We start from the raw sequence: 24427 nt of genomic DNA on the forward strand, positions 1-24427 counted from the left end.
GGAATCGTCTGATGAAAGTCTTGTTCATGTGCACCCACAACAGCTGCCGCAGCATTCTGTCCGAGGCGCTTTTCAACCACTTGGCGCCCAAGGGTGTAGAAGCCGTCAGCTCAGGAAGCTTTCCCAGTGGCCGGGTGAATCAACGGGCATTGCAAACGCTGGAGGCGGCGGGTATCTCCACGGCGGGCTTGAGCAGCAAGGCTTCGGATGCTTTTGAAGGCTCGCCTCCAGACATCGTGATCACTGTCTGTGACCGGGCAGCGGGTGAGGCATGCCCAATCTTCTTTGGGCCAGCTTTGAAGGCGCATTGGGGTCTGGCCGACCCGTCTGACGCTAGCGGTTCGGAAGCCGAGATCACCGCAGCTTTTGAAACCACACTCGCCAAAATTCACGAGCGCGTGAGCGCATTTCTTGCGCTGCCACTGAAGACCATCAGCGCTGAACAGTTGAAAGCTGAACTGAACCGCATCGGTTCGCTTTAAAGATCAACCGAGGCGGTGCCCAACCTGGCGCCGCCGTAGGAGTTTTTATGCAAGACACATTGCCGAACGTACACGCCGACCTGATCGACATTCCTTCGCTGGAGCAACTGTCGCCTCGTACGCCTTCGCTCCATAAACCTCGCATTCTTCTGCTGTATGGATCAACGCGAGAGCGCTCATTCAGCCGGTTAGTCACGCAAGAGGCGGCACGCCTGCTGAATGAGTTTGGTGCTGAAACCAAAATCTTTGACCCATCGGGTCTGCCGCTTCCGGATGACGCTCCCGATACACATCCAAAGGTCGCTGAGCTGCGCGAGCTGATGCAATGGTCTGAGGGACAGGTGTGGTGCTCCCCTGAGCGTCACGGCTCCATGAGCGCAGTATTCAAAGCCCAAATTGACTGGGTTCCGCTGGCGATAGGTGCTGTACGACCTACGCAAGGGAAGACCCTTGCAGTGATGCAGGTCTGCGGTGGCTCGCAATCTTTCAACGTGGTCAATCAGCTGCGCGTACTGGGCCGATGGATGCGGATGTTCACCATCCCAAACCAATCTTCGGTGGCCAAGGCATTTACCGAGTTCGACGAGGCAGGTCGTATGAAGCCGTCCTCGTACTACGACCGACTCGTGGACGTGATGGAAGAACTGATGAAGTTCACCCTGCTGTTGCGGGATCGCCAGGATTATTTGGTTGATCGGTACTCCGAGCGTAAAGAGTCCGCCGAAGAGCTTTCCAAGCGCGTCAACCAGCGCTCCATCTAACGTCAGCACGAGGAAGCGATATGAGCCAGATCACGATCTACCACAACCCCGAATGCGGCACTTCTCGCAATACCTTGGAGCTGATCCGTAACAGCGGGGAAGAACCGACGGTTATCGAGTACCTGAAGACCCCGCCTGATCGCACCACACTTGTCAGATTGATCAAGGATATGGGTATCGAGGTGCGGGCTCTTTTGCGTATCAAAGGCACTCCGTACGAAGAGCTTGGATTGGGCGATGCATCGCTGACGGACGAACACCTCATCGATGCCATTATGGCTCACCCTATCCTGATCAATCGCCCCATCGTCGTGACGCCTTTGGGGACGCGTTTGTGTCGTCCGTCAGAAGCTGTGCTCGATTTGTTACCGCAAGAACAGCGTGGGAGTTTCGCCAAAGAGGACGGCCAAGTGGTCATTGATGAGAATGGCCGCAGGGTTTAAACCGATGTAAAGCAGATGGGCCTGGAGGGATGCTGGTGAATCAAATCTCGAAATTCGATGTAGTGGTCATTGGCGGTGGCCAATCCGCGCTCACCGTAGCCTATTTTTTGAGGCGTACAGGCCTTTCCTACGTATTACTCGACGCCGAGTCAGCACCGGGAGGGGCCTGGCGGCATGGGTGGAACTCTCTGAGACTATTCTCTCCGTCTGTTTGGAGCTCAATTGCCGGCTGGCCCATGCCAGCAGTACCCGAGGGGACTCCTGGGCGGGACGATGTTGTCGACTATCTAACTCAGTACGAGCGCCGATATGACTTCCCCATCATCCGTTCCACGCGGGTGACCCATGTCGAGAACATCGAAGGCGGGTTGCGCGTTTTTTCCGGGGATACTTACTGGGATGCTAAAGCGGTCATCAGTGCAACAGGCACATGGAGCAGTCCGGTTATTCCAACCTATCCAGGGCAGGAGCTTTTCGAGGGGCAGCAAATCCATTCCGCCCATTACGTGGGGCCGAGAGAGTTCGAAGGGAAGGCAGTGCTGGTCGTTGGCGGTGGTAACTCGGGGGCCCAGATTTACGCCGAAGTTTCAAAGGTGGCTCACGCAACCTGGGTGACTCAGCAATCGCCAAAATATCTTCCAGATGAGGTCGATGGCCGCGTCCTGTTCGAGCGGGCCACTGCTAGATTGAAGGCGCAACAAGATGGGATTGAGCCTCAACAGCCCGTTGGAGGGCTGGGAGACATTGTAATGGTGCCACCGATAAAGGAAGCTCGCGAACGCGGCGTGCTGAACACGGTGCGGCCATTTACGCATTTCACCTCAACAGGTGTTGTATGGCCATCGGGGGCCGAGACGAAGATTGATGCCGTCATCTGGTGTACTGGATTTTCTCCAGCGCTCGACCACCTGAGCAACCTGGGTATCGTTGGCGATGACGGCAAAGTCGCCGTGAATGAAAACCGGAGTGTTGCTTCACCTAAACTGTGGCTGGTGGGCTACGGCGATTGGACGGGGCTTGCCTCTGCAACATTGATCGGAGTAACCCGCACCGCTCGAGATGTAGTCAACCAAGTCCAAAGCTATCTCACTAGCGAATCCTGAATCCTGATGGCTCGCGACGCAAATCGAGTGTGCCTACTGTGATGCGACTTCAAGCTCAGGAAAGAGAATAGGCTCCAGTGGAGGAGTTGCCGGGCACAACCCGAGTCGCCAGTAGCCGACGTCGTGCCATTTCCCAAGCTTGAAGCCTACCTCTGGATACGTCCCTATATGGGTGAATCCTAGCGACTTGTGCAGGCCCACGCTGCCTTCATTGGGCTGCGCAATTCCAGCGTAAGCCGCGCGAAACCGCTGTTTCTCAAGTATTGGAAGTAGAGTCTCGTAGAGTTCGCGGCCAACACCCTGGCGGCGAGCTGATTCAGCTATGTACACTGTCACGTCAACAGCCCATCGGTAGGCTGCACGTGCACGATGCTGGCTTGCGTATGCATATCCCTTGATCTCACCACCTTCTTCAGCCACAAGGTAGGGATATGTCTGAAGTGTCGTCGCTATCCGCTGAGCAATCTCCTCAACGCTTGGCGGGGCGTCTTCGAATGAGATCGCCGTGTTCGAAACTATGGGGGCATAAATGCACTGGATGGCTTCTGCATCTGCTACTGCCGCCGTACGGATTTTCAAAGCCATGTATGTCGTCCCTGATTCGAAAGTTGAACATTACCCTTTTTAGTTTAGCTTTGGACATGTTCGAAATATGAAGTCGTGGGCATTCTTGAAATCGTCGCAATCTCCATTTGGATCAGTGCTGATTAAGACCGTCAAATGTTTTAGCGACATCGCTGAGCATTCACTTTTCATCCATGTCAGGGCTTCTTGGCTATAACAAGTAGCCCTGCGACGATCAGGCCCCCGCCTGCAATCATGCGCAACGTGATGACCTCTCAAAGCACAAGACCGGCGAGCAGCATGGCAACGACCACGCTACCTTTATCAATCAGTGCCACCGTGGCGACATCCCCTAGCCACGTCGACGATCCATTCGCCTAGCATCTTTCCCTGATAACGACGGTTTTGTTGGGTGAAGAAAACGACCATATAGCCTTTCATTTCTATCTCCTCAGCGAGTACCAATCATTTGGTAGGACAGAAGCCCGGCAGCGGTCATCGCTAACGAGCCTGCAACGTGCAATGAAATTGAGCCAAGCGCCCAGACCAGTCTGCCTTCCTGAATCAAGGCAACCGTCTCGGCTGAAAATGTGGAAAAGGTGGTAAGCCCACCACAGAAACCCGTGATGATCAGGAGACGCCACTCTGGACTGAGGGTAGGAGAAGCGGCCAAGAAGGCGATGGCCAGGCCGATGATGTAGCCCCCAACCATGTTCGCGACCACAGTACCTGGAGGAATCGTAGGAAACAGAGCATTCAGTTTCATGCCCAATATCCAGCGCAACCAGGCTCCAAGTGAGGCGCCAATGGCAATGACGATTAATGACTTAAACACAGCAAGCTCTCCTCATCAGACCTGTGTGGTTTGACAGGTAGAGGGATGCATGAAAAGCGGGAGGGAAACAGCGGAGTAAAATCATATCCTGTCCTAAAATGGAGGACAGGGAGACACACCTACGCTCCCTGTCCAGGGTTCACGTAGGCATCATCAGCACGAAGGCGGTTAGAGGAGGAATGCCATCTCCTTTCTTCATCCTATAGCAGCGCCCAGCAATGATTCAAGCTGCTTAAGCAATCCCAGCCCGCTGCAGGCATCCAGCATGTTTTAAGTAAATGCACGCAGCCAGCCACTGCATTTGAATCACTGCGAGATTAGAGGGTCATCTGCTAGCAAGGTTGATTTCACAATAGCGTTAGCTGGATGAAGTTCGAGTAAAAGATAGCCTTGGAACGGGGCGGCCAACTTTCTTAGCCGGCCATGCTTTAGAGCCCAATGGCTCTAGAACGAAAATGGCGTTAGCATTCCGTCCACTAGGCTTAAACAGCCTGTTTTTCAGATCAGGGTCGCATTGTGGAAAAGCTAAAACGCCTCGAAAGTGGAATCGAAGGGCTTGACGCTCTGCTCAAGGGCGGACTGGTAGCAGGCTCTTCATACATAATCCAAGGGCGCCCAGGATCTGGAAAAACGATCCTCGCGAACCAGCTTGGATTTCATCATGCGAGCAATGGAGGCCGGGTACTGGTCGCCACGCTGCTGGCCGAATCGCACGACCGTCTCTTTCAGTTTCTTTCTACCCTGAGCTTTTTCGACTCTTCCAAGGTCGGTGCTGAAATCCAATTCGTCAGCGCATTTGACACTCTGGAAAACGAAGGCCTGGACGAGGTAGTAAAGCTGCTTCGACGCGAGATAAGCCGTCAGAAAGCCACTGTTATGGTTGTGGACGGTTTGCTCAATGCGCGCTCAAAAGCTGATTCACACATCGACACCAAGAAGTTCATCTCTGAACTTCAAGGGCATGCCGCTTTTGCTGGTTGCACGGTGCTGTTTCTTACCAGCTCCCGCCTCGACGACGGTAGTCCTGAGCACACCATGGTTGATGGCGTCATAGAGATGGGTGAAGAGCTGTATGGCACTCGCTCCGTGCGTCGAATTCAGCTGCGTAAAACTCGCGGCAGTGGGGCTATGACCGGTCTTCACGAGTGTGAAATTACCGACAATGGCTTGGTGGTTTATCCGCGACTCGAAAGTCTCTACAGCCACCCGTCTTCTCCCGACAGCGCTGACATGACGCGTATCGCCAGTGGCATTGAATCACTGGACGGCATATTAGGCGGAGGTCTGCACAGCTCTAGTGTATCTCTGGTCATAGGCCCCTCTGGGATTGGCAAAACGACGCTGGGCCTTAAGTTCCTGGCCGAGTCGACTGTGGAAGCGCCGGGACTACATTTTGGCTTCTACGAAAGCCCACAACGGCTGCGGCTCAAAGGCCAATCACTTGGTATCGATATCAAAGGCATGGAAGATAGCGGCGCGTTGAGCATTGCCTGGCAGCCCACCACGGAGGGTCTCCTGGATGGGCTTGGCGCCCGACTGCTGAGCATCGTTGAAGAAAAGGGCATCAAGCGTCTGTTCATCGATAGCCTGAGCGGCATGACGCGAGTCACGACAAATCCGGCGCGGATTACTGACTTCTTCAGTGCTCTGATGAACGAGCTGCGATCTAGGGGCGTTACAGTATTTGCATCCTGGGAAATGCGCGATCTGTTCGGTTCAGAGGTAAGCGCGCCTAACTCTGACCTGTCCAGCATCGTCGACAACCTGATGCTGATGCGATTCTATGAGAATCACTCTGAACTAAGCAGGACGCTTTCCATTCTTAAAGTGAGAGACAGCTCCTACGATCCTTCGCGATTTGAGGTCGTGATCCGTGATCAAGACGTTTTCCTGAAAAAGGCTTCAAGACATGAACCTTCAGTCCCCCCTGAGACATCGCCTGGTTCAAAATCTTAAGCCTTTGTGCGGGTTGAATTAAAATGACCACCATCTTGGTCGTCGACGACGAGTATTTGATCGCTGACATTCTCAGTTTCGCACTGGAGGATGAGGGGTTCATGGTGGTGACGGCCAGCAACGGTCAGAAAGGGCTTGAGGTGCTCGATAGAGAGCGGCCAGCCTTGATCATTACTGACTTTATGATGCCGGTGATGGACGGCCTAGAATTCGCTACAGCCGTCCGAGCGCTTCCATCCGCCCAGCATTTGCCGATCATCTTGATGAGCGGTGCTCAGGCCCATATCGGCATGGAAAGATCGGATCTGTTTGATGCAGTTTTGGCAAAGCCATTCAACATCGACTTGATCATTGCCGAAGTTAAAAAACTACTAGCCTCTGATTAGAAGTGCCCCACGTGCATACCCAGAGCAACCTCAATCCGGGCTCCCCTCTAGTCCGGCGGCAGCTTAGCGACTGGGATGAGCGCAATAGCTCATCTGCAACATAAGTGGCGTGACTGTGATGGTGCGACCGTCAAACGATTTAGATACGCGCAGCGTTGAAGCCACTTATAAGAGCCTTGGAGGGAGAGCGAACCTGGGCGTGGCTACATCGACTTTACCGAGACGACGTCCACATACTTGTACTTCTTCCTAGCGGCTTTCACGGCCTCTTGCTCAGCAAGCAACGAGCTCAACGTGTCAGCCTCGTGAATCAACTCGTGCATTTTTCCCTCAAATTCGTTTCCAACCCTGAGAGTGACCTTCAGCCTAGGCGTAAAAGCTTTTGCCGCTTTCTTCTTCACCTGGGGAGCTGCTGGCTTTGTAGGCAATACTTCTGGCACATGCTCCTGTACTTGAGGAGCAGACACATGCTCTTCGGGCTGAGGCGTACCGAATAGAGCACGACGCATTTCTTCTTCAGTTAATTCAGAGTTCATAGAACATTTCAGAGGGACGCATTTCGCTGGGCAAGTTCTAACAGGATTGTTGCTGACCGGTGTTCGGGGAGCCGGCGGGGACGTCAAATCCCCAATTCGATTTCAATACAAGAGCCTCGCAAGGCTCGCGAAAGCTGTGCCTTTGGCAGCAGTGTAATGAGCCCATCAACTAAGTTGCTAGCGTGACGAGCGTATAGCGTGACTGTGCCTGCATCAGGCGTTCGGCCTGGCACGATGGCACCTACCCGCTGCTGGGCAATTTTCAGTATGCTCAAGACGTCCTGACTCACCTCATTGGTGGACAGGTGTTCAACCAATGGTCTGGGCGGAGGGGCGGCGCGGCTCCACATTTCTATGACCGCTTGGAGGAGCCCGTCTGAACCAAGATGCTCGAGGGCCATTTCCCATAGTTGACCTTCCTGCGCCATATCCAGGCGAGCCCTAGCCATTGCGGAGTTCTAACAAAATATGAGGCTCTTTCTTGATTGCGAGTTTACCCATCTATCAGCAGCAGCGAAGCTGATATCACTCGCATTGGTGGCTGATGACGGGCGCGAATTCTACGTCGAATTGCTCGATACTTGGCAAGAAGAAGACTGCAGTGATTTCGTAAAGAAAATCGTGCTTCCGCAGCTGTGGGGTGGCAGCTACGCGCTGCCCATTGTTGAAGCCAGGATGGCGCTGCTCAGGTTTCTAACGTCGTTCAAAAATGAGGTCGAGATCGTCACGGATGCTCCCCAGTACGACTGGGAGCTTTTTTGCGATCTAGTCTATGACGGCGGGCGATGGCCCAGAATCGTTCGTAATTTCCCTACAGATGCAACGACCCTCTCTCCAACTAGCGAGGGTGAAGAGCTGCCTCACCACGCGCTGCTCGACGCCAGGATTATTGCCGGCATGTTTGCTCAGTGATGCCAGGGTACTGTTGCGGATCGCTACCTGTCTCCCGCTATGCGCATGAACTCTCGAAGACTACGCCGTCCGACATCACGCCTGAACGTCGCAAAGACGTACTTCGAGTTGACCGTGTTAATCACCGAAAACCTGCCTTCCTTCGTCACAGATTGAATGTCGGATGTCCTAATCAACCGACCATTGGCAAATCGTCGATAAGGCCCTGGGCAAATGTGACTGAATACAACGCCAACGCCAACGCCAACGCCAACGCCAACGGCACTGCATCCATGAATATGGACATTCACCAGGTAGGCCGTGACCAGCCCGTCGTAGTCTTGAGTCACTGCTTTGGCGATGCGAAGGAGATCGAAGTCCAAGTAGCGCTTTTCGTGTAAATCGACCGCGACGGTATTAATGTCATTCATGGCTACACAGGCTCCGACGCTGAGGCTACGCCCGTGGTCGCAGCACTGCGCCGATATAGCTCCCTGACCCCAACCAAGGCATCAACATCCAAGTCGCGTTGATGGGTATTGACATACACATCACCACTCTCGACCTCCAAGACGCAGATCGGCACCTCGGCCTGGTTGAATCCCATTGAGAGCGAAGTCAGCATCTCCATCCTCCAACTCGCCCCCTTGTTCATCCAGCCTGGGGTGACGACTTGAACATCCTCAACAATCACGCTCTCACTTTGAGAGATCAACAACTCAACCAGACGAGGCTCGTCATTGAACATCTCCTCGTAGGCTACATACCGGCCTTCGTGCCGGCGTTTCAGACTTACGTGATACCAATGGGTAGCTAGGGATCGCGACACTGCGTGGAAGTGAGCTAGGCCATCCCCGAACATACCTACGGGGCCGGATTGGTCTTGCATGCTAATACGGAACATCATGCATCTCGTATGAGGCAGGCCCGTCTGGTGGCACCTGCAATTAACATAAACCGAATATTGTCTTGAGCGAGGCTTTCATCTCGCGTCCCTGCCCCACCAAAACGTAGACCGTATTTCGCGTCTCGAACAAGCAAACGCCATCGAATGACTTGCATAGGGTCGAGCGCACCCAACCTCCTAGCGGAAACCGGCCATGCCCGTCATGGATAACGCAATGGGCATACATGAACATTGGCTCAAGGCCTGTTGCTCGCACTCGGGCAAGCGATTCAGCCGGTTCGTCCACGTGGAGGATGAGCCAATCCTCTACGGTGCAATACGCCTTGCCAGGGAAGCGCTCGGCCACTAATGCCTCTACCTCGGCGTGAGATAGCGACGTGCCTGCGGAGGATATCCGGCCTTCCTGGAGCAACTCATGCTCAGGACAATTACCCATAAATTGATGATCCTCACATGGCGCTAACAAAAGTTTCGGGTGCGCCGAACGCATTAATTATTCGATGATACAGCCAAAAATCCCACGACAATGACTATATACATTTGAATGGGATCGATCAAACCCTGCATACCGTCTTCTTTTTGGAGAGGACTGCCTGGATGTCTTTGCGCAAGGCATACGCAGCAACATTGCAGTGGCTAAGAATGAGGCGGGGCTTATCGCAAGCAGAGCTTCAAACCCAGACCGACCAAGCTCACATCAGCAGATTGGAAGCATCAAGTAGATCTGCCAGCGTCGACCTCAGTGCCGACCTCGCTCAGGCTCTGGGCGTAAAGCCATTGTCGTTTTTCACACTGGTGGCTGCCGCCCATGAAGGAAAGACTGCGCGCGCAGCATTGAATGAAACGCTCGCAGAATTGGAGCGACTGGGAGTTTTAGACGATGAGCTCCCAGGCGAACCTCAACAGCTCATTCCGCCAAGAAAACTTGCAGCGGACGAAAAGCTGAAGGCGATACGCAAGCTGAGGGAGAAGGGGGTTACTCAAAAGGAAGTTTCCCGACAGTTGGAATTGCCGACAAGCACTGTTGGGCGACTTTGGCACCTTGATGATTGATCAGAACGTACGCGGGCTCGTTATGACATGGGCCCGGTCTAGAACACTCGCCGGTAGCTACGCGATCAATAAGGGTGGGACACTAGATTCAGATCCCACCTAATCCGAAAAGTCAGGCCGTCATAGCCCGATTGGAGGCAACAATTTGCTCGTGAGTAAACTGACTCCCGGGAGTCATGAACGTAGCGATCAGTGCGTCGCGGTTTTGAGGCGCACGTGCCTTGTCTGCCGCTTTCAATGCCAATTTGAGTTCCGGCAAGGTCAGCTCAGTGCAGTAAGCAGGTGTACCTGGTTGCTGGCGCCACGAGTCTTCAAGGGGGCCTGAGGCAAGCGCTATAAAGCCCGTATCCTCAACAAGATCCTGCGCGATTGTTTCAGCCCTGGTATCTCCCCCAGCTACGGGAATGGCTATGCGTGCTAAAGAACCGGCTGGTTGACCTTTGTCGGCAAGGGTCGCAGCAAGGACTGCATTCCATGCCTTTACGACCGGGTGGCCGATCTGCCCGACGACCCAGACGCTCTCAGGCATCCCGTCGTCAACTTCCTTGATTGCCCCGTCGCGTCCCGGATAGTAATTGGACGTGTCAATGATGACGGTTGTCTCCGGCACATTGCTCAAGGTCTGTTTGAGATCAGGGTAGCTTGCGAAGGGGATCGAGAGGATAACTACGTCTACCTCCGACACCGCCTCTTCTTTAGTAACCGCTCTTGCGCCAATTTCATTGGCAAGGTTCTGAATGCTTTGCGGGCCCTTCGAGTTTGCTAGTTTAACTTCGTGGCCGCACGCCGCGAGCTTGCGGGCAAGGGTAGCGCCAATGTTACCTGCGCCGATAATTCCGATGTTCATAGAGATTCCTCATTTTTGGAGCTTAGGTGTGCATGACATGTGGATCAGCGCGGGGAGCTTCACGGCAAGGCGTTCCCCTTCGCTAACTCTTCTACAAGCGCATCGCGGCTCTGTGTGCTTGTGTCTAATCTGCAACTGCCAATCCGCTGATAAAGCTATGTCTTTGCTAGCCGCTTCTGGTGGAGGTACTAGGTGGTAGGCGGTCGCGCCAAGCCCTCAAGCGTGCACCGAAGCTCCTCAAGATCTTCCGTCGTGAGCTTGCACGCAGTTCTGATCTTGTCGGTGATGCTGCGAAGCTCATCCTCCATGGCACGGCTGCGCTCTGTGAGATCAATAAGCACTCGTCGTTCATCGGAGGAATCACGTGTGCGTGTAATCACTCCAGCAGCTTCAAGCCTCTTCAGTAGTGGCGTAAGCGTGCCGGTCTCCATGTCGAGGCGATCACATAAATCGCTCACAGAAAGAGGCGAACCGTTCAAAAGCTCCAGCGTGACCAGGTACTGCGAGAAGGTGAGGCCAAGCGGTTCGAGAAACGGTTTGTGTAATCGAACCATCCGGTTCGCAGCTGCGTTGAGCGCAAAGGACAGTTCTGTAGCCACGCTGCGTGATGCCGAATCCATATGTGTAGTCTACTATTGTATAGTGTGCTACATAAAGTATGTGTAGAGCCCCCTTGTGTCAACCTCTACCGAGGCTAGTAGTAGTTTTCGGATGAGGTACCACTACGCGGGAGATTGATAAATTATTTCCAGAAAAGACAAATCTGTGCGACGACCGCGCGGCCAGCGTCCTTGGCGTCACTGCGTCCATCTGTGTCCTAGCTCGTGAGTATTCACGAGGTCTCTCGGTTGCCGTCCTTCGAGACCCGTAAGCAAATTTTCCAGTGCACGCAGTGCCATCGCATTGCGTGTATCGCTTGTTGCAGAGCCGATATGAGGCACAGTGACAACATTCTTCAATTTGAAAAGACCTGAACTCACAAGCGGTTCTTTCACATAAACATCTAAACCCGCTGCTCGTATCGTTTTCTCCTCAAGCGCTTGAAGGAGTGCGTCCTGATCAACCACAGGGCCGCGAGAAACGTTAATCAAAATACTCTCCGGGCCCATCAACGCTAGCTCCTTACGTCCGATGAGGTTTCTCGTGCCGTCCGTCAACGGCACGACCGGACAGACAAAATGAGACTCGCTTAAAAGCTTCTCCTGCGGGACGAACTGCGCACCGAGTTCTTTCTCAAGTTGCGGTTTACGATTGTTGCCGCTGTAGAGGATGTTCATACCAAAACCGAAACGCCCTCTGCGTGCGATGGCCTCTCCAATTTTGCCTAAACCAATAATGCCCAAGGTCTTTCCATGCACATCGCATCCAAAGTGGGATGCTTCGATGGTCTTTGTCCAATCGCCGGCTTTCGTCCAAGCATCAAGCTCAGGGATGCGTCTCGCTGTGGCCAGGATCAGGGCGAAAGCCAGATCAGCGGTGGTTTCATTCAAGACATCTGGCGTGTTGGTCAACATGATCCCTCGGCCATTGAGATAGCTGAGGTCATAGTTGTCGTAGCCAACCGATATGCTCGAAATGATCTCAAGGTTTTTAGCCGATGAGAGCTCAGCTTCACCTAGGCGCCGATTCCCGCCGATCAATCCATGAGCGCTGGGAATGGCATCTTCGAACTGAGCATCCATGTCACCAAGCTCTGGACGCATGACGATGATGTTGTACGTATCTTTGTAAGGCTCAAGCAGCGTGGGTGAGACGCGGCTGAAGGCCAGGATTGTCTTTTTCATGACGCTTTATGGCACCTTTTTCAAACTCAATTCGAATCGTGTTCAGACTTCAAATAGGTCTTTGCCCACTCTCGGTAATTGTCCGAGAGCGTGTATTTAGAAAGCAGCTCAGGGAGGGATAACTCGCTCCCCTCTGTGCCGCTCTGTTCGCGCAGCGCCTCGTAAGTCGCTTTGATTGCGGACAGATAGGGTGCATGCCCATTGACCACAATCCGCACGTTGGCTGCACTCAGTTTCCCAACATCGCTCAGAGCAGGATTTCCATAATTGATCAGCATGATCGGCACGCTGAGGTGTGCTGTGAGTGCTTCCAAGTGTTGGAAATCTTTTACTCCGACGAGGCAAATCGCGTCGGCCCCGGCTTTTTCATAGGACGTAGTGCGTGCAATGGAATCTTCCAAGGTAGTAACGGCCACATTCGTTCGGGCGATGATGCTGAGCGCATCATCTGAACGGGCAAACCGCGCAGCGTAAATCTTGCTCGCGGCTTCTTCCCTCTCGATAAGCACATGCGACTGCTCGTCGTACTTGGCCGGGAGGTGGGTGTCTTCTAGGGTTAGGGCAGCGACACCGGCTTTCTGCAGCTCGGTCACTGTTCGCATTACATTCAGCGCGTTTCCGAATCCATGGTCAGCGTCACCAATGATTGGGATTTGGCTGGCCCGTCCGACTCTGGAAACCTGCTCGACATACTCATCCAGCGTAAGCAGTGCGATGTCCGGCGCCCCGAGTACCTGAAGCGAGGCGACGGAACCACCTTGAATGGCGACCTCAAAGCCAAGGTCGGAAGCCATACGAACCGAGATCGGGTCGAATACAGAAGCAGCAAATTTGCAGACGGTTCCCTGGAGTAAATCACCAAACGCCTTGCGCAGTTCATGATGTGATCGCTCAATCATTTTTGGCTCCATCAAATTCTTACAAGTAATTTGTTGGTCTCATTCGATTTGAACGAAACCTGGAAGGCACTACCGGTCACAACCTTTTCTAAGGCGAGATGACCGGCTCCCTTTGCAGATTATTTCTGCGCGAGCAATGCCTTCCTGGCCGCTTTTTCGTGTTTCATAGCGGCGATTTCACGCTCGCAGGCCTCGACATCGAACGAGTTGTCCCACTTGGCAATGGCGATGGTGCCGATGCCGTTACCAATCAGGTTGGTCACGGCCCGTGCTTCGTTCAGGAATCGGTCAATGCCCAGTAGCAAGACGAGGCCCACCAGAGGAATGGAGTGGATGGTTGTTAGCGTTGCCGCAAGGGTTATGAACCCGGCACCTGCGACGCCAGCGGAGCCTTTTGAGGTCAGCAGGAAGACGCCCAACAGAATCATCTGATCCATAAACGTCAGTGGCGTATTGGTTGCCTGTGCGATAAAAATCGCCGCCATGGTGAGGTAAATGCAGGTGCCATCTGCATTGAAGGCATATCCAGTGGGTAGCACCATGCCTACCACTGACTTCTTGCACCCCAGCTTTTCAAGTTTCACCATCATTCGCGGAAGCACGGCTTCGGTTGAGCAGGTGCCAAGCGTGATGAGAATTTCATCTTTGAAATAACGAAGAAATTGCATCAGCGGCATGCCCGACCATCTGGCAACCGTACCCAGCACTACCACGATGAAAATCAAGGTGGTGATGTAGAGCGCGACCAGCAACTGGCCGAGCGACAGCAAGGTACCAATGCCGTACTTGCCTATAGTGAAAGCCATCCCGGCGCCGGCACCAAGGGGAGCAAGGCGCATCACCATTGCCACGATCTTGAAAAGCCCTTGCAGAAACAAGTCGATGGTATTGATCAGCGGTTTGCTGGTTTCGCCCATCTGGACAAGGGCAACGCCCATCAATACCGAAATCAGAATGACCTGAAGCATGACGCCATTCGAGAATGCGCCAATGAAGGTGCTCGGGATGATGTTGAGAAAGAAATCGATAGTGCCGCCCTGTTCCGTGGCGGCTTGGCTGTACTTGGCGATAGCGCTGGAATCAAGCGTGGTAGCGTTGATATTCATCCCGGCGCCTGGCTTTGCGATGTTGACCACAATAAGGCCGATGACTAGCGCAATGGTTGAAAGGATTTCAAAGTAGAGCAGCGCCTTGACACCGATCCGCCCAACTTCCTTGATGCTGCCCATCTTGGCGATACCAACCACGACGGTACCGAAAATAATGGGCGCCAAGAGCATTTTGATGAGTTTGATAAAGCCATCGGCAAAAGGTTGAAGCTTGGCTCCAAATTGTGGTTCAAAGTGACCAATCGCAGCGCCGATGACGATGCCGATCAGCACCTGCACATATAGCTGGCTGTACCAGCGGGACTTGGAAATTTCCACGGAAGCACCTCATTTTATTTTTGTGATGGGCATGTGGTTTGGCGTCAACGGATGACGCCTGAGTCTGCGGTCTCTTTAAAAGAAACCGCAGATCGAGGTTGATCAGCCTTCGCCTAGCTCGCGCATAACTGCGTACAAGGCGGACTTGGCTTCGAAGCCAACACCTGGAATATCTGGCAGGCCGACATAACCATTTTCCACCTTGATTCCGTCGGCGAAGCCGCCGAAAGGCTGGAACACGTCAGGGTAAGATTCGTTGCCGCCGAGGTGCAGACCGGCTGCGATGTTCAGGGACATCTGGTGACCGCCGTGCGGTACTACGCGGCGGGAAGACCAGCCCATCTCTTCCATCACTTTCAAGGTGCGCATGTACTCCACGAGCCCGTACGACAGCGCACAGTCGAACTGGAGGAAGTCGCGATCCGGACGCATGCCGCCGTGACGCAGCAAGTTACGAGCGTCCTGGTGGGAAAACAGGTTTTCCCCGGTCGCCATGGGCAGTTCATAGTGATTGGCAAGCTCAGCCTGAAGTGCGTAATCGAGCGGGTCGCCGATCTCCTCGTACCAGAAGAGGTTGTACTTCTTGATGGCTTCCGCGTAAGCAATACCGGTCTGAAGATCGAAGCGTCCGTTGGCATCGACCGCCAGTCGACGACCGTCCCCAACTACTTCGAGCACTGCTTCGATGCGACGGATATCTTCGTCCAGTGGCACCGCACCGATCTTCATTTTGACAACGTCGTAGCCACGATCCAGGTAGCTCTGCATTTCTGCCTTGAGTTTGGTCTGGTCTTTACCTGGGTAGTAGTAGCCACCTGCTGCATAGACCCAGACTTTGTCATCGGCCACGCCGTTACGGTAACGATCAGCCAGCAGACGATAGAGAGGTTTGCCTTCGATCTTGGCGACGGCATCCCATACAGCCATGTCGATAGTGCCAACTGCTACTGAACGCTCACCGTGACCACCAGGTTTTTCGTTGGTCATCAGGGCTTTCCAGATGGCAAACGGATCCAGATTGTTGTTTTCGTGGTCGACGAGCGTATCTGGATCAGCTTCGGTGATACGCGCCAGGAAGCGATCACGCATCAGAGCGCCTTGACCATAACGACCGTTGGAGTTGAAACCGTAGCCGATGACAGGTTTACCATCGCGAATCACGTCCGTGATAACGGCTACGACCGAGCAGGTCATTTTGGAGAAATCGATATAGGCGTTGGCAATTGGGGAGGCAATAGAAACAGTTTTTTCACGGATGTCTACGATACGCATGACGGGTTCCTCTTGTTGTTTGTGGCCCCACGTTATGCTTTGCGTGGAAACCCGCCCAATGCTATTAATGCCGCGCCCTATGCACAGGAGGCATTGCCCTTGGAACTCGTTTGGCTTGAGGATTTTTCAGCGCTTGCGGAATACGGCAGCTTTGTTCGGGCGGCTGAAGCACGCCACGTAACTCAGCCTGCCTTCAGTCGCAGAGTCCGTTCTTTGGAGAATTGGATGGGGGTCGAATTGTTCGTACGCACCCCACAAGGAGCGACCTTAACCGAGGCTGGAAGACAGATTTTGCCAAGCGCTCAAGAGGCCGCCAGACGTTTGTACCGGATGCGGTCTGATGCTCAGGAAGTGGCAGGGATGGCCGCAAAAACACTGCAATTTGCAGCCACTCATTCCTTATCATTCACCTTCTTCCCAAGATGGTTGAGAAGCGCGGAAAATGGCGCACCGATAGATGCGGTACGTCTGCATTCCGACAGCATGGCTGTTTGCGAACAGATGCTAATTCATGGTCAGGTTGAGTTTCTGCTTTGCCACCGGCACCCAGATGTGCCGCCTTTGCTAGCCCCTGATCAGTTCACTGGAAAGAAGATTGGTGAGGATGTACTCGTTCCACTGGCGAGCCCCTCTGCCAATTTCGGCACATCCCCTGAAACACTGCCTTACTTGGCCTACACGCACGAATCGGGCCTTGGCCGAATAGTCGCTCACCGACTCCATGGCAAAGAAGACTATCTTCATCTCAAGCCTCTTTTCAGCAGCCATCTTGCTGCCGTTCTGATGTCTATGGCATTGGAGAGCAAGGGGGTCGCCTGGTTACCTAAGAGCCTGACGGAGCAGGAGATGACTGATGGACGTCTGGTTCGGGCGCTCGACGAAAGTTGGGATATTCCTCTAGAAATTCACCTCACTCGTCCAACTGCCCCCATTAGCCCGTCAGCTGAAGAATTCTGGGCCCGAGTAGGAAACGATAAGCCGCGTTCCTTATGACACGTTGCGTTGATACGCCCGGCGAGGCAAATAGCGGGTGCAATTAATTCATCCATGTAAATTCAGGGTATGATTTTGACATAACCTTCTCATACAAATCACATCGAGAATTTCATGTCCAAACTTGCCGAATTCCGCCAACTCGAAAAACATCTCGCCGAACAACTTCAAGCACTTGAAGCCCTCAAGGGCGACGCTGGCCTTAAGAAAGAAATCGAATTCGAAACTAAGCTGCGCGATTTGCTCGCAAAATACGGCTATAGCCTTAAGGACGTGGTCAATCTTCTTGATCCGCAAGCAGGTCGTCGCGCTCCAGCCGCCGAGTCCAAAACCGGTAGTCGCAAGCCTCGCCAGTTGAAGGTTTATAAAAATCCGCATACCGGCGAAGTCGTAGAAACCAAAGGTGGCAACCACAAGACGTTGAAAGATTGGAAAGCAGAGCACGGCTCCGCGACCGTTGAGTCCTGGCTGGCCAAGTGATTTTGCTTTGAATACAAAAGGGCCCTTCGAGGGCCCTTTTTTGGTTAGAGAATAGAGTATCTCTTGGCTGCGGACTGCGATCAAAATGCAGCTAATGACAAGGAAGTAGTCTATCGGTCATCGAAAGTGGGTCGCACCGCTGGAGTTAATCCAGGAGGCGTTTGTGAGGGTGTTACGCATCAAAAGGGTTTCTTCCAATGTCGCTCAATTGCTGTTTAGAAGGACGTGAACAAGTAGCTTGCGATCAAGCGTGTCTCGTCAATATCTCTGGCGGCGTCACTTCGATAGGTTGCGTTCCGTAGTCGCACAGAAAACCCCCTCAACGACCCCTGGAAGGCGTAGTTTACGTCCACATCACGCTCCCACTCTTTCTCGGCACCGACCGTCTTCAGACCATCCCCCCGGATATACGCAGTGAAAAAGCTCAAACCTGGAATACCCATGGCTGCGAAGTCGTAACCATACCGTAGCTGCCAGCTACGTTCGCCTGCGCTTCCGAAGTCGTGGTATTGAACGTAGTTGGGTAGGTAGGGGTTATTGATGTAAGGAAAACCCGTAGCACCGCCCATGACTTGGTAGGTCGCCATGACGCTATGCCCATTGTCCAAGACGTAGCCGAGCGCGGCAGCATAGGCGCGGTTATCAACTTCTCCTGCTTTGGCTGCGCCGACGTCACGACTTGAAAAGGTGCGCAGATCAGTGGTCAACATGCCTTTGCCGATACGCGTGTTGTGTATCAATCCAGCGAACTGCTGACGGTATACGTCATCAAGCTCGCCATAGAAGTACGTTGCACTCAACTGTGACGTTAGCTTGTATGTCCCACCGCCATATCGGTAGTTGTCGCCGACGCCCGTTGCACGGTAGCGACCGTCTTTCACTGCCAGGGAGATGTCCTGAAGGTCGGTAGAGTCCGGTGTAATCGTCTTGTCGAATTGAGCCAAGTTCAGAGTCAGGCGATCCACGTCGGTAGAGTTGATCTGCCAACCTTGGAACGTCTGAGGAAGCAATCGGCTGTTGTTGTACTGAAGCACTGGAACCTTTGGCAATGACATACCATAGCGCAGTGATGTGTGAGATATCCTGAGTTTGGCGCCATATCCCGCTTTTGAGTATTCATCAGCGGCCTCTCCGGAAGCCCGCTTTGGAAGCAGGCCACTTCCGGAACGATCCGGGCTCGAATCCAGTTTGTAACCTGCAAACACCATCGCGTCGGCGCCGAAGCCGATGATTCCCGGTGTGTATCCCGACTCGTAGTTGAGCAAAAAGCTTTGGGCCCATTCTTCCCTTTTGGATACGCCTGTCCCTTGGCGGAAATCTCCGTTGTAATAGAAGTTTCGGGCTTCCAGACGAATTTTACTGTCCGTTATAAACCCATCGGCCATGGACATGTCGATGGACATAAACACTGACGCGAGCAGAGCAATATATGAGGCGCGGTTCATTTTTATTATTTCCTGACGCAGGAAGCCGCTGTTCGGTACAACACCGAACAGAGACTTTTTAGATATATTGTGATGGGTGGAGCTGGGGTGTTACTGCTTGGTGCCAAGTTCCAGGGCGAGCTTGTCGCGATCCAGTTCTTTTTCCCACGCGGACACGACTAGCGCGGCGACACCGTTGCCCACTAGGTTAGTCATGGCAAGTCCGGTACCCATGAAGCGGTGGATGCCTAGAATCAGTACCATGCCAGCCACAGGTACAAGCGGCACCACCATTAAGGTGCTGGTCAACATGACAAAGGCTGCACCGGACACGCCGCTCGCGCCTTTAGAAGTGAGCATGGCCACGATGACTAATGTGAGTTGCTGCGAAAGTGACAGATCAATGTTTAGGGCTTGAGCGATGAATAGCACCGACATGGTCAGATAGATGTTGGTACCGTCGAGGTTGAAGGAATAGCCCGTGGGAATTACCAGCCCGACGACGGGTTTTGAGCAGCCCAGTCGTTCCATTTTTTCCATGATCTGAGGCAGTACCACCTCCGACGAACTGGTACCTAGTACGACCAACAACTCCTCTTTGATATAAGAGATAAAGCGCAGGATGCTGAATCCGCAAATTTTCGCGACTCCACCCAGCACCACAATCACGAACAACGCACACAGGATGTAGAAGCTGCCTACCAGTTTCATGAGAGGGAGGAGTGCGCCTACACCGTAAGTACCGACGGTGAAAGCGATGGCGCCGAATGCACCGATGGCGGAGAGCTTGGCGATGATGTGCACGATGCGAAAGAACACGCCGGATAGACCTTCGATCATGTCGTAAACCGGTTTGCCTTTTTCTCCCATGGCTGACAGGGCGCACCCGAAGAGCACGGAGACCAGCAATATGCAAAGCACGTTACCTTCGGCAAAGGCCTGCACAAACGTCGAGGGAATGATCCCCATCAGAAATTCGACCATGTGCATGTGCTGAGCCTTCTCAGCGAACCCGGTGACCGCCGACGCGTCCAGCGTATTGACGTCAATGTTGAAGCCCGCTCCTGGATTGAACAGGTGACCGCCGATAAGACCAATCAGCAGAGAAACGGTCGAAATGACTTCGAAGTAGAGCAGCGCTTTCCCACCGACTCGCCCCACCTTTTTCAGATCGCGCATCCCTGCGATGCCAGTGACGACGGTGCAAAAAACCACGGGCCCGATGATCATCTTGATCAGCTTGATGAAGGCATCGCCCAGTGGTTTGAGATCGGCGGCAAAGGTGGGCCAGAAGTGGCCGACGGCGACGCCTGCGATAATTCCCAGGAGCACTTGAAAGTACATTGCGCGATAGAAGGGTGGCTTGGTCTTCACCTTGATGGGAATGGATACTTCGACCTGAGCAGGTGCAGGACTGGAGTTCATAGCGGTCACTCACTGAAAGTCTTATTTTTGGAGGCGCAGCAAAGGTTGTAGCGGCTAGCGTCCGTAAAGCTTCATCGGGTTATCGATCAGCAGTTTTCGACGAAGCAGAGGATCGGTACAGAAGTCGAACATCAGATCAACCAACTCGCCGTCGTTGGGCATGTCTTTACTGATGTTCGGATGCGGCCAATCAGTGCCCCAGAGGACGCGATCTGGAGCAATCTCAATCAGTCTCTCTGCGAAAGGAGCGGCATCATTGAATGGTCGGCGGCCCGCTGATACTCGCTCTGCGCCACATACCTTCACCCACGCCAGCGGGTTTTCCATCAGTTGCTGTAACGCAAGGAAGGACTGCTGCTCAATGCCATCCTGAGCTTTAACCCTACCCATATGATCGATGATGAAAGGTACGGGTATACGGCTCAGTCTGTCCGCATAGGTAAGAATGTCTTGTGCATCAAGGTGCAGGACGACATGCCATCCCAAATCAGCAAGTCGATCCACAGTGCTGTCAAAGACGTCCAGATCTGGCGCGCCACCAAGATGTGCAACGAAGTTGAATCGCACGCCGCGAACGCCGCCAGCATCCATCTCAGCAAGTTGCTCGTCGGTTTCACTACCATCAACGATTGCTACGCCTCGATACCTACCTTCACTTCGCGCGATAGCATCCAGCATTGCGCGATTATCACTGCCGTGGCAGCTGGCCTGAACAATCACACCTCGAGTGAACCCCAAGTGGTCGTGCAATGACCGCAAAGTTTCAAAGGGAGCGTCAGGTGGTGTGTAGCTACGATCTTCGGCATAAGGAAATTCAGCCGCAGGGCCAAATACATGGCAGTGAGCATCCCAAGCACCCACAGGAAGTATCTGCGTGGGTTTTGTAGGATTAGAGTCAGGTGCGAGGCAGGTTTTCATCTCGTGTCCTTTAGTCATTGTTAGTGGAAGCGATAGCCCCGATGGTGGCCGTCTCTACGCACTACAACAACCGGATGCAGGCTCTAGCAGTTATGCTCATTTTGCATGCATATCTTCAGGCTATGCAGATCTCGCGAACCAATAGCATTGTCTGTTCTGCCAGACGAGACAGCGGACGCTGCTCATATGTGGCTATAAATAGGTGTGTCTGAATCGATGGGTCAACGATTTGGGCAGCTTTCAAACCTTCCATTTTTCCGTCGGAATTTGCCAAGGCCGAGCGAAAAAGTACGCCGTATCCCATGTCTAGATTGATGAGTTCCAGTAGGGACGGGATGCTATCGATCTCCAGACAAACGTTCAGATGCACGTCATGCCGAGACGCTTCACTTTCGATGAGACGGCGTATGGAGTGAGGTTCGCTAGGAGTGATCAAGGGGTAGTGCCCCAAGTCTTTCATGGCTACCTGGGAGGAGAGATTAGAGTGCTGGCTACCGATGAGCATCAGCGGCTCTGAGTGGATGTGCTCATATTGTAGTTGTGCGCTGTGACCGGGATTGAAGAGCAAAGCAAAATCCAGGCGACCCAGCAGCAACCATTCACGCATCGAATGTGTGAGACCTTCCTTGATCCCTAATATGCAGTTGGGAAAACGCTCACGAAAGGTAGAGACCAGGGCCACGGTGTGACGTCGGGAAATACTAGGGGGGAGTCCGATGACGACTTTGCCAGACAATGTATCGCGTTGTTCGCGCAGATCTTCACGAGCCACTTGCACCTGTCGCAAGATGCCTTTGCCATGATCGAACAAGCGTTGCCCGGAAGTGGTCAGCAAGACCCCCCGGCCATTTCGCAGTAGCAGATGCTCCTGCAGTTCGACCTCAAGCTGCCTGACTTGGCGGCTGACGACCGATTGAGAAATGTTCAGTACAGCGGCAGCTTTGGTGAAGCTTCCGAACTCGGCCACCCTGACGAAACATTCGAGCTGTTTTAGATCCATGAGTGCGACTCTGGGAAAAGGCTATGTTACCGCTTTTCCTCTATAGTGCTTTCCCGAGCAATTGGACTGCCATACAACGTGTCTATCAGGTTTAACCAGTCGAATGGCTCAAGGTTTGGGTAATCAATATCGGCATCAAGCATGGCATCGACAAGCCCTAGCTGAGCGCTGACGATGGCTTGGCTCATGTTAGGAACAACGTCAACATCGCGAGCGGTTTTTGCCACTTCCTTCATTTCCTCTGAACGACGCCGACCGTGCTCTGCTACGCGGCTTATCAAGTAGTTGGGGAGTGCACCATCCCAACCCATCTGCGGAAAACTCTGGTGCAATGATGCCAGCACCTCGTCTTCAGCATGGTATTGGCGAGCGGTGCTCAAGCATTCGGTGGTTAGTGCTTCCAGGCCTTTGATCATGATGCTCCGACACATCTTAATCGCCGACGCTACGCCAATCACCTCAGCCACTACCCGCACGTTCATTCCGAGCCCACTTAATCGTTCGGCAACCAGGTTAGCGTGTTGGCCACCTAACAGAATCGGTGTTTTCAAGCGTTGTGGTGGAACCGGCGCCATGACTGCCGCATCGATGTAATCAACGCCATACTGTTGCATCGCTGTAGCTGCCGCACGCTTAGTAGAGGGGGCGACGGAGTTGATATCGATGAACAGTTGACCACGCCTCATCAGTGGCGCCGCGTTCAGTGCGACCTCGAGTGCGTTATCCGCTGTGACTGCTGAAATGATCCACTCGCCAAGCGCTATTGCTTGAGCCGCACTCTCGCATAGCTGAACGCCACACCTGAGAGCGCGCTCCTGCAGTGCTGCTCGTTTGGTGGGGTCTTCAAGGAGTCGATCATAGGCGAAGATCTTCACGTCCAGCGCGGCAAGATCCTGGCCCAGAATGGCACCTGCTTCGCCGAATCCGATCAGAGAAAAGGTAGTGCTCATTAGGGTTTCACCGTGTTTTGCCAGACATCCCCAGGAATGAGCACGTTGCCTTCGAACAATAAACGTGTCGTGCGTACCAGCCCGCAACCGGATAACTGACCGTCACTCAAACGCAGCTCGACCGTAAACTCTCCGGTTGGATGCTCGACAGACAGCCGTATTCGTTCACCCGTGTCCACTTGGGCCAAACTGCTCGCTACTGTCCCTTTAACCTGGCAGGCCGAGGCGACACTGACAGCGCCGAACACCCCAATCGATGTGTGACAGCGGTGAGGAATGAAGGTACGACTGCAAATTGCGCCTCCATTGCGGGGTGCTGCTATCAGAGATATTTTCGGTACCGTGCGCTCGCGGACATCCCCAAGATTCATCAAGGGGCCAGCCTGCAGCCGGATCGATTCCAACAACGCTTTGAGGTCGATGTTGGCGTCCAGTTGCGCAGGGGTTTCATCGCCCGTGCACCCCACATCAGTAGCCCTGATCAGCACTACAGGCATACCATTGTCGATACACGTCACTTCAATGCCATCGAAGCGGTCAATGGCATTTCCGGTAGGCAAGAGCGCTCCGCAACTGGAGCCGGCAATGTCTTCGAACTCGACAATCAATGGAGCGCTGGTGCCCGGAACGCCATCAATGCGGGTATCACCAGCGTACTCGACGATGCGACCTGGTGTAGGAACGTTAGCCACAGCAATCTGGCCAGTATTCATCATGAAAATCCGCACGGTCGTCAGCGATTCGTCTGCGCTGATCAGCTCCCGCTCAAGTGAAAAGGGGCCGACACCTGCGAGGATGTTTCCACAATTCTGGCCGTAATCCACTTGAGCGTGTTCGACTGAAACCTGAGCAAACAGATAATCGACATCAGCGTCTGGGCGATTTGAACGACTGATAATGGCGACTTTACTGGTCAGCGAGTTCGCACCACCGATGCCATCTATCTGGCGCGCATCGGGTGATCCCATAACGGCCAGTAATACTTGATCACGCAGCTTGCCTTCGGGCGGCAGGTCGTCGGCCAGAAAGTAAGCGCCCTTGGATGTTCCTCCACGCATCATAAGACACGGAATTCGGGTCTGGCGCATGAA

Annotated in this window: 28 protein-coding genes, 1 pseudogene and 1 riboswitch; of the genes and pseudogenes, 10 read left to right on the forward strand and 19 right to left on the reverse strand. The window is 53.5% G+C overall.

Going from position 1 to position 24427, the window contains the following annotated elements:
* Positions 1 to 11: 11 nt before the first annotated feature.
* The 4 genes from ACIP1X_RS15325 to ACIP1X_RS15340 are packed head-to-tail and all read left to right on the forward strand — an operon-like array spanning position 12 to position 2789.
* Positions 12 to 482, forward strand: a complete 471-nt coding sequence (locus ACIP1X_RS15325; RefSeq protein ID WP_192062247.1) for an arsenate reductase ArsC — start codon at positions 12 to 14, stop codon at positions 480 to 482.
* 47 nt (positions 483 to 529) lie between these two features.
* Positions 530 to 1243 (forward strand): arsenical resistance protein ArsH, encoded by a 714-nt coding sequence (gene arsH, locus ACIP1X_RS15330; protein ID WP_096143209.1) that lies wholly within the window; start codon positions 530 to 532, stop codon positions 1241 to 1243.
* 20 nt (positions 1244 to 1263) lie between these two features.
* The gene (arsC, locus tag ACIP1X_RS15335) at positions 1264 to 1686 is read left to right on the forward strand and encodes an arsenate reductase (glutaredoxin) (protein ID WP_400753288.1); all 423 of its coding nucleotides are present in this window, start codon (positions 1264 to 1266) and stop codon (positions 1684 to 1686) included.
* Between the two features lie 29 nt (positions 1687 to 1715).
* Entirely contained in the window at positions 1716 to 2789 is a 1074-nt protein-coding gene (locus ACIP1X_RS15340; protein WP_400753291.1) for an ArsO family NAD(P)H-dependent flavin-containing monooxygenase, read from the forward strand.
* A 33-nt stretch (positions 2790 to 2822) separates the two neighbouring features.
* Here ACIP1X_RS15340 and ACIP1X_RS15345 read toward each other — a convergent pair whose 3' ends face one another.
* The 3 genes and pseudogenes from ACIP1X_RS15345 to crcB all read right to left on the reverse strand — a co-directional run bounded on the left by ACIP1X_RS15345 (position 2823) and on the right by crcB (position 4188).
* Entirely contained in the window at positions 2823 to 3374 is a 552-nt protein-coding gene (locus ACIP1X_RS15345; protein WP_400753293.1) for an arsinothricin resistance N-acetyltransferase ArsN1 family B, read from the reverse strand.
* Positions 3375 to 3704: 330 nt separating this feature from the next.
* Positions 3705 to 3794, reverse strand: a pseudogene (locus tag ACIP1X_RS15350) (DUF190 domain-containing protein); the annotation flags it as partial.
* A gap of 10 nt (positions 3795 to 3804) precedes the next feature.
* On the reverse strand, positions 3805 to 4188 hold the full coding sequence (crcB, locus tag ACIP1X_RS15355) for a fluoride efflux transporter CrcB (protein ID WP_400753295.1): 384 nt from the start codon (positions 4186 to 4188) through the stop codon (positions 3805 to 3807).
* 137 nt (positions 4189 to 4325) lie between these two features.
* Positions 4326 to 4387, reverse strand: a riboswitch (Fluoride riboswitch).
* 314 nt (positions 4388 to 4701) lie between these two features.
* Between crcB and ACIP1X_RS15360 the strand changes: the two genes are divergently transcribed.
* Positions 4702 to 6144 carry an ATPase domain-containing protein gene (locus ACIP1X_RS15360; RefSeq protein ID WP_400753324.1) on the forward strand — a complete coding sequence of 481 codons (1443 nt, stop codon included), beginning with the start codon at positions 4702 to 4704 and terminating at the stop codon, positions 6142 to 6144.
* 23 nt (positions 6145 to 6167) lie between these two features.
* On the forward strand, positions 6168 to 6530 hold the full coding sequence (locus ACIP1X_RS15365) for a response regulator (RefSeq protein WP_053123225.1): 363 nt from the start codon (positions 6168 to 6170) through the stop codon (positions 6528 to 6530).
* Positions 6531 to 6733: 203 nt separating this feature from the next.
* Here ACIP1X_RS15365 and ACIP1X_RS15370 read toward each other — a convergent pair whose 3' ends face one another.
* Complete coding sequence (locus ACIP1X_RS15370) at positions 6734 to 7066, reverse strand: hypothetical protein (protein ID WP_169873786.1); 333 nt, start codon at positions 7064 to 7066, stop codon at positions 6734 to 6736.
* Between the two features lie 468 nt (positions 7067 to 7534).
* On the opposite strand from ACIP1X_RS15370, the gene ACIP1X_RS15375 reads away from it, so the two are divergent.
* The gene (locus tag ACIP1X_RS15375; protein ID WP_400753297.1) at positions 7535 to 7978 is read left to right on the forward strand and encodes a hypothetical protein; all 444 of its coding nucleotides are present in this window, start codon (positions 7535 to 7537) and stop codon (positions 7976 to 7978) included.
* A 23-nt stretch (positions 7979 to 8001) separates the two neighbouring features.
* On the opposite strand, the gene ACIP1X_RS15380 is transcribed toward ACIP1X_RS15375, so the two are convergent.
* From ACIP1X_RS15380 to ACIP1X_RS15390, 3 genes are read right to left on the reverse strand one after another with little or no spacing between them, the layout of a single operon-like run.
* Positions 8002 to 8388 (reverse strand): hypothetical protein, encoded by a 387-nt coding sequence (locus ACIP1X_RS15380; RefSeq protein WP_400753300.1) that lies wholly within the window; start codon positions 8386 to 8388, stop codon positions 8002 to 8004.
* Positions 8389 to 8390: 2 nt separating this feature from the next.
* Entirely contained in the window at positions 8391 to 8861 is a 471-nt protein-coding gene (locus ACIP1X_RS15385; RefSeq protein WP_400753303.1) for a hypothetical protein, read from the reverse strand.
* Between the two features lie 43 nt (positions 8862 to 8904).
* Complete coding sequence (locus tag ACIP1X_RS15390; protein WP_400753325.1) at positions 8905 to 9300, reverse strand: DUF6957 family protein; 396 nt, start codon at positions 9298 to 9300, stop codon at positions 8905 to 8907.
* A 161-nt stretch (positions 9301 to 9461) separates the two neighbouring features.
* On the opposite strand from ACIP1X_RS15390, the gene ACIP1X_RS15395 reads away from it, so the two are divergent.
* Positions 9462 to 9917 carry a helix-turn-helix domain-containing protein gene (locus ACIP1X_RS15395; protein WP_400753306.1) on the forward strand — a complete coding sequence of 152 codons (456 nt, stop codon included), beginning with the start codon at positions 9462 to 9464 and terminating at the stop codon, positions 9915 to 9917.
* Positions 9918 to 10029: 112 nt separating this feature from the next.
* Here ACIP1X_RS15395 and ACIP1X_RS15400 read toward each other — a convergent pair whose 3' ends face one another.
* The 6 genes from ACIP1X_RS15400 to ACIP1X_RS15425 all read right to left on the reverse strand — a co-directional run bounded on the left by ACIP1X_RS15400 (position 10030) and on the right by ACIP1X_RS15425 (position 16146).
* Complete coding sequence (locus ACIP1X_RS15400; RefSeq protein WP_053123207.1) at positions 10030 to 10764, reverse strand: NADPH-dependent F420 reductase; 735 nt, start codon at positions 10762 to 10764, stop codon at positions 10030 to 10032.
* A gap of 188 nt (positions 10765 to 10952) precedes the next feature.
* Entirely contained in the window at positions 10953 to 11384 is a 432-nt protein-coding gene (locus ACIP1X_RS15405) for a MarR family winged helix-turn-helix transcriptional regulator (RefSeq protein ID WP_053123205.1), read from the reverse strand.
* Positions 11385 to 11561: 177 nt separating this feature from the next.
* Positions 11562 to 12548, reverse strand: coding sequence for a D-glycerate dehydrogenase (locus ACIP1X_RS15410; protein ID WP_053123203.1), 987 nt, complete (start codon positions 12546 to 12548; stop codon positions 11562 to 11564).
* 26 nt (positions 12549 to 12574) lie between these two features.
* Positions 12575 to 13447, reverse strand: coding sequence for an oxaloacetate decarboxylase (locus ACIP1X_RS15415; protein WP_053123201.1), 873 nt, complete (start codon positions 13445 to 13447; stop codon positions 12575 to 12577).
* 119 nt (positions 13448 to 13566) lie between these two features.
* Positions 13567 to 14874: a C4-dicarboxylate transporter DctA gene (gene dctA, locus ACIP1X_RS15420; RefSeq protein WP_053123199.1), complete on the reverse strand. Its 1308-nt coding sequence runs from the start codon at positions 14872 to 14874 to the stop codon at positions 13567 to 13569.
* Positions 14875 to 14976: 102 nt separating this feature from the next.
* The gene (locus ACIP1X_RS15425) at positions 14977 to 16146 is read right to left on the reverse strand and encodes a mandelate racemase/muconate lactonizing enzyme family protein (protein WP_053123197.1); all 1170 of its coding nucleotides are present in this window, start codon (positions 16144 to 16146) and stop codon (positions 14977 to 14979) included.
* Between the two features lie 99 nt (positions 16147 to 16245).
* Here ACIP1X_RS15425 and ACIP1X_RS15430 point away from each other — a divergent pair, with 99 nt between their 5' ends.
* Together ACIP1X_RS15430 and ACIP1X_RS15435 are read left to right on the forward strand one after the other, a co-directional pair.
* The gene (locus ACIP1X_RS15430; protein WP_053123195.1) at positions 16246 to 17139 is read left to right on the forward strand and encodes a LysR family transcriptional regulator; all 894 of its coding nucleotides are present in this window, start codon (positions 16246 to 16248) and stop codon (positions 17137 to 17139) included.
* Positions 17140 to 17253: 114 nt separating this feature from the next.
* Entirely contained in the window at positions 17254 to 17619 is a 366-nt protein-coding gene (locus ACIP1X_RS15435; protein ID WP_053123193.1) for a histone-like nucleoid-structuring protein, MvaT/MvaU family, read from the forward strand.
* Between the two features lie 215 nt (positions 17620 to 17834).
* Here ACIP1X_RS15435 and ACIP1X_RS15440 read toward each other — a convergent pair whose 3' ends face one another.
* From ACIP1X_RS15440 to ACIP1X_RS15465, 6 genes are all read right to left on the reverse strand, one after another.
* Positions 17835 to 19064, reverse strand: coding sequence for an OprD family porin (locus tag ACIP1X_RS15440; RefSeq protein WP_053123191.1), 1230 nt, complete (start codon positions 19062 to 19064; stop codon positions 17835 to 17837).
* Between the two features lie 90 nt (positions 19065 to 19154).
* Positions 19155 to 20468, reverse strand: coding sequence for a dicarboxylate/amino acid:cation symporter (locus tag ACIP1X_RS15445; RefSeq protein ID WP_053123190.1), 1314 nt, complete (start codon positions 20466 to 20468; stop codon positions 19155 to 19157).
* A 54-nt stretch (positions 20469 to 20522) separates the two neighbouring features.
* Positions 20523 to 21386, reverse strand: a complete 864-nt coding sequence (locus tag ACIP1X_RS15450) for an amidohydrolase family protein (protein WP_322149311.1) — start codon at positions 21384 to 21386, stop codon at positions 20523 to 20525.
* A 115-nt stretch (positions 21387 to 21501) separates the two neighbouring features.
* Positions 21502 to 22386 carry a LysR family transcriptional regulator gene (locus tag ACIP1X_RS15455; protein ID WP_053123186.1) on the reverse strand — a complete coding sequence of 295 codons (885 nt, stop codon included), beginning with the start codon at positions 22384 to 22386 and terminating at the stop codon, positions 21502 to 21504.
* Between the two features lie 26 nt (positions 22387 to 22412).
* Positions 22413 to 23336, reverse strand: a complete 924-nt coding sequence (locus tag ACIP1X_RS15460) for an NAD(P)-dependent oxidoreductase (RefSeq protein ID WP_053123184.1) — start codon at positions 23334 to 23336, stop codon at positions 22413 to 22415.
* A complete protein-coding gene (locus tag ACIP1X_RS15465) occupies positions 23336 to 24424 on the reverse strand; it encodes a 4-oxalomesaconate tautomerase (protein ID WP_400753314.1) in 1089 nt (362 codons plus the stop codon). The genes ACIP1X_RS15460 and ACIP1X_RS15465 overlap by 1 nt, the downstream gene beginning before the upstream one ends.
* Positions 24425 to 24427 lie beyond the last annotated feature (3 nt).

The sequence above is a fragment of the Pseudomonas sp. NPDC088885 genome (genome assembly GCF_044750025.1).
GTDB classification, from domain to species: Bacteria; Pseudomonadota; Gammaproteobacteria; order Pseudomonadales; family Pseudomonadaceae; genus Aquipseudomonas; species Aquipseudomonas rustica.